Origin of the sequence: Neobacillus sp. B4I6 (assembly GCF_050434045.1) — a bacterium.
Taxonomy (GTDB): domain Bacteria; phylum Bacillota; class Bacilli; order Bacillales; family Cytobacillaceae; genus Neobacillus.
In genome coordinates, this window is record NZ_JBNPWB010000002.1 from 684446 (window position 1) to 698105 (window position 13660).

At 38.0% G+C, this 13660-nt stretch carries 14 protein-coding genes and 1 pseudogene; 14 read left to right on the forward strand and 1 reads right to left on the reverse strand.

Going from position 1 to position 13660, the window contains the following annotated elements; translation table 11 throughout:
• Positions 1-24: 24 nt before the first annotated feature.
• The 14 genes and pseudogenes from QF028_RS05265 to lysA all read left to right on the forward strand — a co-directional run bounded on the left by QF028_RS05265 (position 25) and on the right by lysA (position 12541).
• Positions 25-252, forward strand: coding sequence for a YqzK family protein (locus QF028_RS05265; RefSeq protein WP_088088865.1), 228 nt, complete (start codon positions 25-27; stop codon positions 250-252).
• 5 nt (positions 253-257) lie between these two features.
• Entirely contained in the window at positions 258-1145 is an 888-nt protein-coding gene (gene xerD / locus QF028_RS05270; RefSeq protein WP_429464433.1) for a site-specific tyrosine recombinase XerD, read from the forward strand.
• Between the two features lie 223 nt (positions 1146-1368).
• Positions 1369-2565, forward strand: coding sequence for a phosphopentomutase (deoB, locus tag QF028_RS05275; protein WP_429464434.1), 1197 nt, complete (start codon positions 1369-1371; stop codon positions 2563-2565).
• 2 nt (positions 2566-2567) lie between these two features.
• Positions 2568-3386: a purine-nucleoside phosphorylase gene (locus QF028_RS05280; RefSeq protein ID WP_429464435.1), complete on the forward strand. Its 819-nt coding sequence runs from the start codon at positions 2568-2570 to the stop codon at positions 3384-3386.
• Positions 3387-3462: 76 nt separating this feature from the next.
• Positions 3463-4767, forward strand: coding sequence for a pyrimidine-nucleoside phosphorylase (locus QF028_RS05285; protein ID WP_429464436.1), 1305 nt, complete (start codon positions 3463-3465; stop codon positions 4765-4767).
• Between the two features lie 144 nt (positions 4768-4911).
• Positions 4912-6103: pseudogene (locus QF028_RS05290) on the forward strand (D-alanyl-D-alanine carboxypeptidase family protein).
• 143 nt (positions 6104-6246) lie between these two features.
• Positions 6247-6597, forward strand: a complete 351-nt coding sequence (spoIIAA, locus tag QF028_RS05295) for an anti-sigma F factor antagonist (RefSeq protein WP_168244969.1) — start codon at positions 6247-6249, stop codon at positions 6595-6597.
• Entirely contained in the window at positions 6598-7038 is a 441-nt protein-coding gene (gene spoIIAB / locus QF028_RS05300) for an anti-sigma F factor (RefSeq protein ID WP_088088858.1), read from the forward strand.
• A 12-nt stretch (positions 7039-7050) separates the two neighbouring features.
• Entirely contained in the window at positions 7051-7809 is a 759-nt protein-coding gene (gene sigF / locus QF028_RS05305) for an RNA polymerase sporulation sigma factor SigF (protein ID WP_215005076.1), read from the forward strand.
• Positions 7810-7922: 113 nt separating this feature from the next.
• Positions 7923-8543 carry a stage V sporulation protein AA gene (locus QF028_RS05310; protein WP_429464437.1) on the forward strand — a complete coding sequence of 207 codons (621 nt, stop codon included), beginning with the start codon at positions 7923-7925 and terminating at the stop codon, positions 8541-8543.
• Positions 8533-8955 (forward strand): stage V sporulation protein AB, encoded by a 423-nt coding sequence (locus QF028_RS05315; RefSeq protein WP_215005070.1) that lies wholly within the window; start codon positions 8533-8535, stop codon positions 8953-8955. The genes QF028_RS05310 and QF028_RS05315 overlap by 11 nt, the downstream gene beginning before the upstream one ends.
• A gap of 77 nt (positions 8956-9032) precedes the next feature.
• On the forward strand, positions 9033-9602 hold the full coding sequence (locus QF028_RS05320) for a stage V sporulation protein AE (RefSeq protein WP_308162587.1): 570 nt from the start codon (positions 9033-9035) through the stop codon (positions 9600-9602).
• Positions 9589-11079: a spore germination protein gene (locus tag QF028_RS05325; RefSeq protein WP_429464438.1), complete on the forward strand. Its 1491-nt coding sequence runs from the start codon at positions 9589-9591 to the stop codon at positions 11077-11079. The genes QF028_RS05320 and QF028_RS05325 overlap by 14 nt, the downstream gene beginning before the upstream one ends.
• 157 nt (positions 11080-11236) lie before the next feature.
• A complete protein-coding gene (gene lysA / locus QF028_RS05330; RefSeq protein ID WP_410889823.1) occupies positions 11237-12541 on the forward strand; it encodes a diaminopimelate decarboxylase in 1305 nt (434 codons plus the stop codon).
• A gap of 45 nt (positions 12542-12586) precedes the next feature.
• Here lysA and QF028_RS05335 read toward each other — a convergent pair whose 3' ends face one another.
• Positions 12587-13450 (reverse strand): DUF1002 domain-containing protein, encoded by an 864-nt coding sequence (locus QF028_RS05335; protein ID WP_429464439.1) that lies wholly within the window; start codon positions 13448-13450, stop codon positions 12587-12589.
• Positions 13451-13660: the final 210 nt, after the last annotated feature.

The following is a 13660-nucleotide window of genomic DNA, read 5'->3' on the forward strand; positions in this document are numbered from 1 at the left end:
GATTGGAAATTGGGGGGAAGCGGGATGATCTTATTTTTAAAAGCAGCATTAAAAACCTTAAAGGTCTTTATCATATTCACAGGGTGCACGATTCTTTTCTATTATGGTATCATGTTGGTGAATGAAGAATATCAAAATTATCATCGCTATGATGAACCGGAAGGAGCTGCGCTAAAAGTTTCGAACGCAGTGTATGAGGAGGATTCTTCCTTGTTAGATCGGCTGATGTTGTTTTATTTAAATGGGGAGTAAATACGATGGACGAGCAATTAAAGGATTTTATGGATTATTTAATCGTTGAAAAAGGTTCAGCCCAAAACACAATTATGGCGTATGAGCGAGATTTAAAAAGCTATCTTCATTATTTGATAAATGTCGAATCCGTCCATTCTTTAAATGATGTACAACGTGTACATATTGTCCACTTTTTAAGATTTCTAAAAGAACAGGGGAAATCCTCGAAAACCTTGGCACGGCACATCGCCTCTGTCCGTGCATTTCATCAATTTTTATTAAGGGCCAAGGCAACAGATCAAGACCCATCTGTTCAAATAGAAACACCTAGACTGGAAAGATCACTGCCCAATGTATTGAGTTTACAAGAAGTAGAAATCCTGCTGGACACACCTAATACACAAGATCATTTTGGAATAAGGGACAAGGCGATGCTTGAACTGCTATATGCTACAGGTATCCGTGTTAGTGAACTAATAGGTCTTGAGATTGATAATATTCAGTTAACGATGGGGTTTGTTCGTTGTAACGGGAATAAAGAACGAATTATTCCCATTGGACGTGCTGCAGCTGATGCCATAAAACATTACCTGGAAGATGGAAGACCTCGGTTTACATCAGCAAAGCAACAAGATCATGCTTTGTTTTTAAACCATCAAGGGAAGCAGCTAACACGCCAAGGGTTTTGGAAAATATTGAAAAAGCTTGCTAGAGAAGCCGGAATAGATAAAGAACTAACACCACATACCCTTCGCCATTCTTTTGCAACGCATTTGTTAGAAAATGGTGCTGATTTACGAGCAGTCCAAGAAATGTTAGGTCATGCAGATATCTCAACCACACAAATATATACACATGTTTCAAAAACAAAGTTAAAAGACGTCTATAGTAAATTTCATCCTCGAGCTTAATAGAATGAGAGTTCTATAAAAATCATATAATTGTCAAAAAGCTGCCTGAAATTCGGTGGCTTTTTCCTTGTAATTTTTAAAACATTTAGTACAATAGAGATGTCAGACTTCTGACGAATAGATTTAGATTAGATTTAATAATACTAAACTAAAGAGGGCAACTTATTCTTGTGTAATGTTAATATTTGCAAACGTTTTCTACGGAAAAAGGAGGAAGAATTGAATGGCTGCAAATACATATAAACGTATTTTTATTATCGTAATGGACTCGGTTGGTATTGGCGAAGCCCCGGATGCGGAAAAGTTTGGTGATAAGGGTGCAGATACTTTTGGTCATATAGCGGAAAGAATGAATGGTCTGAACATGCCAAATATGGGCAAGTTGGGTTTAAGCAATATCCGTGAAATTAAAGGAATTGAAAAAGCAGAAAAACCATTAGCATATTATACAAAAATGATGGAGGCCTCTAACGGAAAAGATACCATGACAGGTCACTGGGAAATTATGGGCCTGAATATTCAAACCCCTTTTCGTGTATTCCCAGAGGGTTTTCCGGATGAGCTTCTTTCAGAGTTAGAAAAACGCACAGGCAGAAAAATTATTGGCAATAAGCCCGCTAGCGGAACTGAAATCCTCGTTGAGTTGGGCGAAGAGCATTTGAAAACAGGAGCATTGATCGTCTATACTTCTGCAGATTCTGTCCTTCAGATTGCTGCCCATGAAGAAATTATCCCAATTGAAGAGCAATATAAAATCTGTAAAATCGCTCGTGAATTGACTCTTGATGAGAAGTATATGGTTGGCCGTGTCATTGCTAGACCTTTCTTGGGGGAACCTGGAAATTTTAAACGTACTTCTAACCGTCATGACTATGCATTAAAACCTTTTGACCGTACAGTAATGAGTGAATTAAAAGATGCTGGTCTTGATGTTATTGCGATCGGAAAAATTTCCGATATATATGATGGAGAAGGCGTAACTCAATCACTTAGAACAGTCTCTAATATGGATGGAATGGATAAACTAGTAGAAACATTGGATATGGATTTTACAGGTATTAGTTTCTTAAATTTAGTTGACTTTGATGCATTATACGGACACCGCCGTGACCCAGAAGGCTATGGAAAAGCACTGGAAGAATATGATGCACGCCTGCCAGAAGTGTTTGCAAAAATGAAAGAAGACGACCTATTAATGATTACTGCAGACCATGGAAATGACCCTGTTGCACCAGGAACTGACCATACTCGTGAATACGTACCTTTACTTGTTTATTCAAAGCGTATGAACGAAGGGAAAGAGCTCCCAATCAGAGAGACCTTTGCGGACCTTGGGGCAACTGTTGCTGAAAACTTCAATGTGAAACTACCTAACTTCGGAAAAAGTTTTTTAAACGAATTAAATTCAAAAGGGGTATAAAAATGAATGCTGATAAAATTCAAAATGCTGCAGGATTTTTAAAACAAAAATATGAGAATACGCCCAGAATTGGTCTTATTTTAGGATCTGGCCTCGGTGTCCTAGCGGATGAAATTGAGAACCCTGTAAAAATTCCATATAATCAGATACCTGACTTCCCAATTTCTACTGTTGAAGGTCACGCTGGACAATTAGTGTTTGGTTTATTAAGTGGAGTAGAGGTTGTTGCCATGCAAGGAAGATTCCATTTCTATGAAGGATATAGTATGGAAAAAGTAACCTTTCCCGTGCGCGTCATGAAAGAACTTGGAGTTGAAATGTTAATCGTAACCAATGCAGCGGGCGGAGTGAATGAAACCTTCTCTGCAGGGGATTTAATGATAATATCCGATCACATTAATTATATGGGAACAAATCCATTAATCGGACCGAATGATTCCAAGTTTGGTGTCCGCTTCCCTGATATGTCTGAGGCATATACGAAAGAATTACGTGCTGTAGCAAGGGAAATTGCCGACCGCTTAAATATCAAGGTAAAAGAGGGCGTCTATTTCGGAAACCCTGGGCCTGTTTATGAAACGCCTGCTGAAATACGAATGGTGCGCACTTTGGGCGGAGATGCAGTCGGAATGTCGACTGTACCAGAAGTAATCGTTGCCCGTCACAGTGGTATGAAGGTTCTTGGAATTTCTTGTATTTCGAACATGGCAGCAGGAATTCTTGATCAACCACTTACCCATGATGAAGTTATTGAAACAACAGAAAGAGTGAAAGCTGACTTTCTTCAATATATAAAAGAAATTGTAAAAACGATCGCTTAATAACAAAGCGGAAGCGCCCGGTTAGCGGTGTGAGATAAATTCTGTTATAGGAAAATTTCGTAAAGTGGTGATTATAATGAGAATGGTTGACTTAATAGAGAAGAAAAGAGATGGACAGGAACTATCAACTGAAGAAATAAATTTTATTATTAAAGGATATACCGATGGTTCGATTCCAGATTACCAAGTTAGCGCCTTAACGATGGCTATCTTTTTCAAAGGGATGACGGAACAGGAAAGAGCCGATTTGACCATGGCCATGGTTGAATCAGGAGATCAAATTGATTTATCACAAATTGAGGGAATTAAAGTTGATAAACATTCTACTGGCGGTGTAGGCGACACAACTACCCTAGTTCTTGGACCTCTGGTTGCTGCACTTGGGGTACCTGTGGCAAAAATGTCGGGGCGGGGCTTAGGCCATACCGGAGGAACAATTGATAAATTAGAAGCAGTAAAAGGCTTCCATGTTGAAATTGAAAATGAAGAATTTATCGACCTTGTTAATAAAAATAAAATTGCTGTCATTGGTCAAAGTGGAAATTTAACTCCTGCAGATAAGAAACTTTATGCTTTACGTGATGTTACAGCAACTGTTGATAGCATTCCACTAATCGCAAGTTCTATCATGAGTAAAAAGATAGCAGCGGGTGCAGATGCCATAGTTCTTGATGTCAAAACCGGCGCGGGTGCATTTATGAAGACACTTGATGATTCTCGGGAATTGGCAAAAGCAATGGTGCGAATTGGGAACAATGTTGGAAGAAGAACAATGGCTGTTATTTCTGACATGAGTCAACCACTTGGTTTTGCGATTGGTAACGCCCTTGAAGTAAAAGAAGCGATTGATACTTTAAAGGGGGAAGGTCCTGAAGACTTAACAGAGCTTTGTTTAACCCTAGGCAGTCACATGGTTTACTTAGCAGAAAAGGCTGGCTCATTAGCAGAAGCACGCACCCTGCTTGAAGGTGTCATAAAGGACGGATCAGCACTTGAAAAATTAAAAGTATTTTTAAGCTCACAAGGTGGGGATGCATCAATTGTTGATGACCCTTCAAAAATGCCTCAAGCAAAGTATACCTTTGAACTTGAAGCCAAAGAAGAGGGCAATGTATCCGAAATTGTTGCAGATGAAGTTGGTACAGCGGCGATGATCCTTGGAGCTGGACGAGCAACGAAGGAATCTGTTATTGATTTAGCAGTGGGCCTTGTCTTAAGAAAGAAAATTGGTGACCAAGTCAAAAAAGGCGAGTCATTAGTAACGATTTACAGCAACTTCGAAAATGTAGAAGAAGTAAAAACTAGGCTATATCATAATATTAAAATTTCAGCAACAAAAATAAACGCACCAATCCTTGTCCATGAAGAAATAACAGAATAAAACAGGTTAAAGGGTGTCAGGCACCATGTGAAAAATTCACATGGTGCCTGACACCCTATTTTTATTTTCTTCAGTAGGGAATAATTGTATAAAGTTATTAATTTTGGAAAAAATGGATGCTATAAAGAATGGAGGGTTATGCGAATGAAACGATTTGTCTCTGCGATAGTGACATTTTTTTTACTTACAAGTTTAATGAGTACATCTGCTTTTGCAGCTGAAGAAAAAAAGAATGCTGAAGAAAAGAAGAATGCTGATATCGTCAACAATGTAAAATCCGCTATTTTAATTGAACGTGATACAGGTAAAGTGCTTTATGAGAAAAACAGTAATGAAGAGCTTCCACCTGCAAGTATGACCAAAATTATGACGATGCTTTTAATTATGGAGTCAATCGATCAAGGAAAACTTACTTGGAATGAAAAAGTCAGAGCAAGTGAGTATGCTGCCTCGATGGGCGGTTCACAAATTTTTCTTGAAGCTGGCGAAGAAATGACCACCAAGGAAATGTTAAGAGGAATTGCTATTGGTTCTGGAAATGATGCTTCTGTTGCTATGGCTGAGAGAATTGCAGGGTCAGAAGAAGCATTTGTTGATATGATGAATGATAAGGCCAAAGAACTTGGCTTAAAACATACTTACTTTAAAAATACGACGGGACTACCGGTCAGTGGTCATTTCAGCACTGCAAGTGATATGGCTATTATGGCGAAGGAACTATTAAAATATGAAGACATTACGAAATTCACCGGGATGTATGAAGCATATCTTCGTGAAAATACAGACAAAAAATTCTGGCTTGTTAATACCAATAAATTGGTGCGCTTTTATCCTGGTGTGGATGGACTCAAAACCGGCTTTACTGCAGAAGCGAAGTACTGCTTAACGGCAACAGCTCAAAAGAACGGCATGCGCGTAATTGCAGTGGTGTTTGGCGCGCCCACATCCAAGGAAAGAAATGCCCAAGTAACTAAAATGCTTAACTATGCTTTCAACCAATATCAAACACATCCTATGTATAAACGTAACCAGACAATTGCCCAAGTGAGAATAAGCAAAGGACAGGAAAAGTCTGTGGAGGCTGTAACAAGTGAGCCAATTTCCTTGCTGACTAAAAAGGGCGAAAAAACAGCGGATGTAAAACGTAAGGTGATTATCAATAAAAATCTTAATGCCCCAATTCATAAAGGTGATAAAGTAGGGACCATAAAGTTGATTAAGGACGGAGAAGTGTTTCTAGAAAGTCCTTTATTAGCAAATAAAAATGTAAAAGAAGCTGGATGGTGGACCCCTATATAAACGTTCCTTCGGTATGTTTACAAAGGCGGGTAAATAAAGACACTTCCGGGTTTTCGATGTCGAAATAACTAGATATGTCACTTCTTTTAGCGAAAAACAACTTGTTTTGTATTTGGAGAAGGATATTAACACCCGTAAAGAGAATTGACTCACTATACCAGATTAAGGAGGACGTGGATAGTGAGTCTTAATATTAATATGGAAACAAAACATGACGTTCTATGTATTCGTTTAAGCGGTGAATTAGATCACCACACCGCGGATGAACTTCGCGAAAAAGCGATAGCAGTTATTGAAAAAAATGATATTCGTCATATTGTCTTAAATCTGGAACATCTTGCATTTATGGACAGTTCAGGCTTAGGAGTTATATTAGGCAGATACAAACAAATTAAACAGGTGCACGGTGAAATGGTGGTTTGTGCAATTTCCCCTGCAATACAAAGATTATTCGATATGTCTGGTTTATTCAAAATCATAAAAATGGAACCGACAGAAGAATTTGCATTGCAAAGATTGGGGGTGGCCTGAGTGAAGAATGAAATGAATCTTCAATTCAGTGCATTAAGTCAAAATGAGTCCTTTGCCCGTGTAACTGTTGCAGCTTTTATAGCACAACTAGATCCTAATATGGATGAGTTGACAGAAATTAAAACAGTCGTTTCAGAAGCCGTGACTAATGCAATTATACATGGTTATGAAAATGATCCAAATGGAATTGTCTATATTCAAGTAATCATTGAAGATAGTTTAATTGATCTGACAATAAAAGATGTTGGAATGGGAATTGTAGATGTGGAAGAAGCTCGTCAGCCATTATTTACAACAAAGCCGGACTTAGAACGTTCCGGTATGGGTTTTACTATCATGGAGAATTTCATGGATGAGGTAGAGGTTCATTCACAGCCAGGTCGAGGAACCGAGGTTAGATTACGAAAGCATTTACAAAACCGCAAAATGCTTTGCAATTAAGGAGACTTGCCAATGGATGTGGAGGTTAAGAACAATAAAGGTCAAACATATTTAAAGGACCATGAAGTAAAAGAGCTCATCAAAAAGAGCCAAGACGGAGACCAAGTATCAAGGGATTTAATTGTTGAAAAGAATATGCGTCTGGTCTGGTCTGTTGTCCAACGGTTTCTTAATCGGGGCTATGACCCTGATGACCTATTCCAGATTGGTTGTATCGGATTATTAAAATCAGTTGATAAATTTGACCTTTCATATGATGTAAAGTTTTCGACATATGCAGTTCCAATGATTATTGGTGAAATCCAGCGATTTATCCGTGACGATGGAACCGTTAAGGTTAGCCGCTCACTGAAAGAAATGGGAAACAAAATCAGAAAAGCGAAGGATGATTTATCGAAAACGCTGGGAAGAATTCCGACCGTTAACGAGATATCAGCCCATCTTGAGCTGACACCGGAGGATGTAATCCTTGCTCAAGAAGCAAGCAGGACACCTTCTTCCATTCATGAAACCGTTTATGAAAATGACGGGGACCCGATTACATTACTTGACCAAATTGATGACGGTAATGATGGAAAATGGTTTGATAAAATTGCCTTAAAGGAAGCTATCCGTGAATTGGATGAACGGGAAAGACTTATTGTCTATTTAAGATATTATAAGGATCAAACACAATCTGAAGTTGCCATTCGGCTCGGGATTTCTCAGGTACAAGTATCGCGACTTGAAAAAAAAATATTGCAGCAAATGAAAGGCCGTATGGATCTCTGATTCATACGGTTTTTATTTGTTGAATAACTTTGGAAGTTTTTGGATTTCATGAAAAAAATGCTTTTTACTCATACTATTTATACGAGGAAATCATTGTGTGGGAAGTGAATGTTTTGGAAGAAACAATATACATCCGCATGCGGAATCGTGTCCAAACACCGCCTGAAGAAAAAGTATTGTTAAAGGATATTGCCCAAGTCATTGCCTCGGATGAAGTTCTTTCACATTTACAAACTATGATGATCCATCAATTAACAGATGCAGACCAGAATATAGTCATCATAGATGTCATGAAAGTAATCCACCTATTAAAAAGAGAATTTGGAGAAGTGGAAGTTCAAACCATTGGTCCTGCGCAAACCATCATTGAAGTCACGTATAAGAAAAAGGGAGTTTCCATTCCCTATTTTCTTTTAATATGGTTTCTCTTATTTTTTGGTTCAGCCATGGCGATCATGAATTTTCATGATGATGTAAGTATGAAGAGTGTCCAAGAAAAAATATATACCATCATTACTGGAAAAAAAGAAACAAAACCATTACTGTTTCAAATCCCCTATTCTATTGGTTTAGGCTTAGGAATGATACTATTTTTTAACCATTTTTTTAAGAAACGTATTAATGAAGAACCCAGTCCTCTAGAAGTAGAAATGTTTAATTACCAAATGGATTTAGATAATTACGTAATTATCCATGAAAATAAAGAAAGTATAAAAAAAATTAATGATGATTAGTATTTTAGCGATTATCTTTTTAGGTGTAGCAAGCGGACTGGCGGTAGGTTCTGGTTTTGTAGCTTTTCTTACGGTGCTCGGAGTTATCCCGAGACTAACACAACTTAGTAAAACAATTAAAATGATTCAACACTATGAATGGGCAGTATTCTTAGGAGCACTCACGGGGGTAGGAGCGAGCCTAAGGGACCCCGTTTTAAACATTCCTTCCTTCCCATTAATTTTTCTAGGATTGACCGGTGGGACTTTTTATGGAATGTTGGCTGCCGCTCTTACAGAGGTATTAAATGTCTTCCCCATTCTCGCCAAAAGAATCCGATTAGATGGAGAAATTACCATATTAATTATGGCCATCGTATTAGGAAAGATTTTTGGATCTATCTTCCAATGGGTTTATTTTGTTCATCATTAAAACTTTTGAAAACAGTCTAGCACTAGTGCTTAACAGGCGCTTACGCTTTTCTGATGAAAGGACATCACAGAATGAGCATTCGGAGGCGTGTTATTTTAATAACTGATGGTGATGAATATGCTAAGAGGGCTGTAGAACATGTTGCTAGAGAAATTGGCGGCAGGTGTATATCCAGTTCCCAAGGAAATCCGTCAACATTAACTGGACTTGAAATAGTCAAGTTAATAAAAAAAACTCCTCACGATCCTGTATTAGTGATGTTTGATGATAGTGGCATAGTTGGAGAAGGCGCAGGTGAAAATGCATTGAAATTTGTTGCTCAACATAAAGAAATTGAAGTTCTGGGCATCATTGCTGTCGCAGCAAAATCAAGACATGAAGAATGGGCCAGGGTGGACATTAGTATCGATCGAGATGGGAATTTAACACCATATGGGGTAGATAAATTTGGTATACCAGAGTTTGAAATAGGGAGAATAAATGGTGACACTGTTTACTGCCTCGATGAATTGAAGGTACCTATCATCGTAGGCGTTGGGGATATTGGCAAAATGGCAAGACGTGACTCCTACAAGCAGGGTTCCCCGATAACGAAAAAAGCAGTGGAGCTTATACTTGAAAGGAGTGGCTTTCATGTCAAGAAGTAACGAACAAAAATGGCCAATCCCGGAATCGGTAAATGAAATAGAAAATTATATGAAACAGCGGGTGGGCCTTGGGATAAGCTTTGATTTTGGAGTAAGGAAATTAAAAGTCCTTAAAAAAGACGTCCATATTTACTATGTTAATGGGTTATGTGATACCATTTACATTATTCAATTGATTAAAGAATTAGTAGAAATCAATTATCATGAAAAATTATCGACAGACCTCTTTAAGATTGTTGAAAATAGACTAGTTAATCAATCTGTTGAACAGATTAACCAGCTGGATATCATTGTCGACAAGGTTTTATCTGGATTGATTGTTGTTGTAATGGAAGGGGAAAATACTGCTTTTGCCATTGATGTTAGAAGCTATCCAGGCAGGCAGCCTCAAGAGCCCGATACAGAAAAGGTAGTTAGAGGATCACGTGATGGATTTGTTGAAAACATTATTTTGAATACAGCTTTAACAAGACGAAGAATTCGAGATGAACGACTGCGCTTCGAAATGCTAAAGGTAGGCGAACGGTCAAAGTCAGATGTGGCTTTAGGTTACTTAGAAGATGTTGCAGATCCAGATTTGTTAAATATTATTCGTAAAGAAATAAAAGCAATTGAAACAGATGGAATTCCAATGGCTGATAAAACGATAGAAGAATTTATCTTGAAACAGGGATGGAATCCATATCCGCTCGTAAGATATACGGAGCGTGCTGATATTGCTGCTACACATATTCTCGAAGGGCATGTTGTTATTTATGTCGACACTTCCCCTAGTGTTATTATTGCACCTGCTACATTTTTCCATCATGTGCAGCATGCAGAGGAATTCCGTGAATCACCTGCAATGGGAACTTTCCTGCGTTGGACGCGTTTTTTAGGGATATTGACATCTATTTTACTACTTCCATTATGGATGTTGTTTGTATTGGAACCTTCATTATTACCTGAAAAGTTCTCGTTTATTGGACCAAATGAACAAACCAATATTCCAATTATCGTTCAAATATTTTTAGCGGATTTTGGGATTGAATTTTTACGATTGGCGGCCATTCATACACCTACTCCACTTTCAACTGCAATGGGTTTAATTGCTGCAGTATTAATTGGCCAGATTGCGATTAGTGTTGGTTTATTTGTTCCTGAGGTAATCTTGTATGTCGCCGTTGCAGGGATAGGCTCTTTTACAACTCCAAGTTATGAATTAAGCGTCGCAAACAAAATCGGTCGATTAACACTGTTGATTCTTGTGTCAATCTTTCATCTGCCTGGATTTGTCATTGGGACGACAGTATTCTTTCTCTTTCTTGTTAAAATACGTGCCCTTAATACACCTTATTTATGGCCGTTCCTTCCTTTTGAACCGAAAGGATTTTTGCAAATAATTGTGCGCCGAGCAATACCAGGGTCCGTTCTCAGACCTAGTATTGTTCATCCTAGAAACCGATACAGGCAGCCGCCTAAAGCGAACGAGAAATAATTGCACTTTTCTAGCAGTTATGCTAAAGTATTTTTAATTAAATAAAGGGATAAAGTATGAAAATAGGCAGTATCTTTTGCAGATTCTGTCTATTTATTATTATCTTTTATGATTGTCCGCATAAACTATAGTGAGTGATTGAGAGAGAGGGAAGGGAATGTATTTTTACGGGACAACAGGGGTAAATAAAAATGGAAATTTAGAAATTGGCGGAGTTGATTCTGTTGAGTTGACTAAAGAATTTGGAACTCCCCTTTATGTATATGACGTCGCATTAATGCGCGAGAGGGCACGGTCCTTTAAGCGGGCATTTGAAGAACAAAATATTAAGGCACAAGTGGCCTATGCCAGTAAAGCTTTTTCAACCATTGCCATGATTCAGCTCGCCGAGGAAGAAGGTTTATCACTTGATGTAGTGTCTGGTGGTGAATTGTATACTGCTTTGGCTGCAGGATTCCCAGTCGAGAGAATTCATTTTCATGGAAATAATAAAAGCAGAGAAGAATTAGAAATGGCATTGGATCAGGAAATCGGCTGTATTGTTGTGGATAATTTTTCGGAACTTGCGCTATTGAAAGCAATTTCGATCGAAAAAAATGCCCATGTAAATATCCTGCTAAGGGTAACTCCGGGAATTGAAGCCCATACCCATGATTACATTTTAACTGGGCAGGAAGATTCGAAGTTTGGGTTTGATCTTCAAAATGGACAAGCGGAAGACGCATTAAAAATGGCGCTTGAAATTGAAAACTTTGAGGTACTTGGACTCCATTGCCATATTGGATCACAAATTTTTGAAACAACTGGCTTTTTATTAGCTGCAAAAAAGATTGTCCAAAAAATGGAAGCGTGGAAAAAGGAACTTTCCTTTGAAGCAAAGGTTTTAAATTTGGGCGGGGGCTTCGGGATCCGCTATACAAAAGAAGATGAACCATTACAACCATTCCAATATGTGAGTGAAATTATACGGGAAGTAAAAAAGTTAACGGAGGGCTACTCTTTAAAAATGCCAGAAATTTGGATAGAGCCAGGTCGTTCACTTGTTGGCGATGCAGGAATTACCCTTTATAAAGTGGGTTCGTCCAAAGAAGTACCTGGTGTTAGAAAGTATTTAGCGGTTGATGGCGGAATGAGTGACAATATTCGACCTGCACTCTATCAGGCCAAATATGAAGCTGTTCTTGCAAATAAGCCATTAAAGAAAGCGAATAAAACTGTTTCAATCGCTGGGAAATGCTGTGAATCTGGAGATATGTTGATTTGGGATTTGCCGCTTCCAGAAACTGGAGAAGAGGATATACTCGCAGTTTTTTGCACGGGTGCCTACGGCTATTCAATGTCAAATAACTATAATCGAATCCCACGTCCGGCTGTCGTTTTTGTAGAAAATGGTACAGCAACACTTGTAGTAAAAAGAGAGACCTACGAAGATTTACTACGCCATGATTTGCCGCTGAAATAAAAAAAGCTGCCACTTCGTTTGAAGTGGCAGCTTTTTCTGATTCAGTTAGGAGAATATGGATTTAATGGCATCAATGAGCCAAATGAAAAATTGTTTAATTTTTTCTAAGAAACCTTGTCCTTCTTCTGATTGAAGAAATTTAGAAATACGATCTTTAGCTTTATTAAGTTGGTCGCTAACTTGGTTCCAATCAATGTTTAAATCTTTGAGCTTATTAAAAAAGTCCATTAATCGTTTCATTTCTTCATCAGTAAGTTTAACATTTAATTCATTTGCAGCTTGTTCAATAATATTTTGTAATTCTTCATCATTTTTTGGTTTATTCTTAGCAATTTCTTCTTTCACTTTCGCAATTAATGCAGCAGCGTTCTTATTACCAATGGATTCTCCTAGTTTAGCGGTTTCGACCATTTCCTGGTTTGCCGCTTGTTTTACTTCTTCAGGAATCGTTTTATCAGCTGATATTTCATAGGCTTTTATAATACCAGTAAGCGCGGCTGTTCCAGAAACCGTAACCGGGGATGTTATATAAATTTTTGCATCCTTAACACCCGCAGTGATAAGGGCATTGACATACATCTCGTCCGTAACCCAGTTAATATTTTTGGTTTCAACGGTAATCCCAGACCCCTTAGGTTGAATGGTTATAGCAGATGATGATATGGCCTTTGTGCCGATGAATGATTTTGATACGTATTTCCCTAAATATTGATGTTCCTCCTGATTCGATACAGTTACAATTTGTACATCATTTGGAGCACCCATTTCCGTTAAAAGAATATTTTTTTGCTCATTTGTTAAATCTTCACCTAATGTAACAATCATGTCCCCTGCAGCTATATCAGCAAAAGTGCGGACTGGATTGATAAGTAGCAAACTTAACAATAAGTAAATAAGAATTTTCTTCATAGTTTCCTCCTCGTAACTCTAAAAGGTAGTAAAGAATTGGTGAGACTCATTTATTAATTAATATAACCGAATCCAATAATAATAACGTAAATATCCACGCGGAAGTTTCATAGATAGTTAATCTTAATAAAAAATGCAAATTTGTAAGCAGATATAAGCAGATTAGATTATTTTTGTAATTTAGTGTAGAATGGAAGTCATGTACAACAT

Excerpts from the sequence above, each read along its gene's own strand:
- QF028_RS05265 (WP_088088865.1), top strand. The coding sequence starts at position 25 with ATGATCTTATTTTTAAAAGCAGCATTAAAAACCTTAAAGGTCTTTATC.
- xerD (WP_429464433.1), top strand. The coding sequence starts at position 258 with ATGGACGAGCAATTAAAGGATTTTATGGATTATTTAATCGTTGAAAAA.
- deoB (WP_429464434.1), top strand. The coding sequence starts at position 1,369 with ATGGCTGCAAATACATATAAACGTATTTTTATTATCGTAATGGACTCG.
- QF028_RS05280 (WP_429464435.1), top strand. The coding sequence starts at position 2,568 with ATGAATGCTGATAAAATTCAAAATGCTGCAGGATTTTTAAAACAAAAA.
- QF028_RS05285 (WP_429464436.1), top strand. The coding sequence starts at position 3,463 with ATGAGAATGGTTGACTTAATAGAGAAGAAAAGAGATGGACAGGAACTA.
- sigF (WP_215005076.1), top strand. The coding sequence starts at position 7,051 with ATGGATGTGGAGGTTAAGAACAATAAAGGTCAAACATATTTAAAGGAC.
- QF028_RS05315 (WP_215005070.1), top strand. The coding sequence starts at position 8,533 with ATGATGATTAGTATTTTAGCGATTATCTTTTTAGGTGTAGCAAGCGGA.
- QF028_RS05325 (WP_429464438.1), top strand. The coding sequence starts at position 9,589 with ATGTCAAGAAGTAACGAACAAAAATGGCCAATCCCGGAATCGGTAAAT.
- lysA (WP_410889823.1), top strand. The coding sequence starts at position 11,237 with ATGTATTTTTACGGGACAACAGGGGTAAATAAAAATGGAAATTTAGAA.
- QF028_RS05335 (WP_429464439.1), bottom strand. The coding sequence starts at position 13,450 with ATGAAGAAAATTCTTATTTACTTATTGTTAAGTTTGCTACTTATCAAT.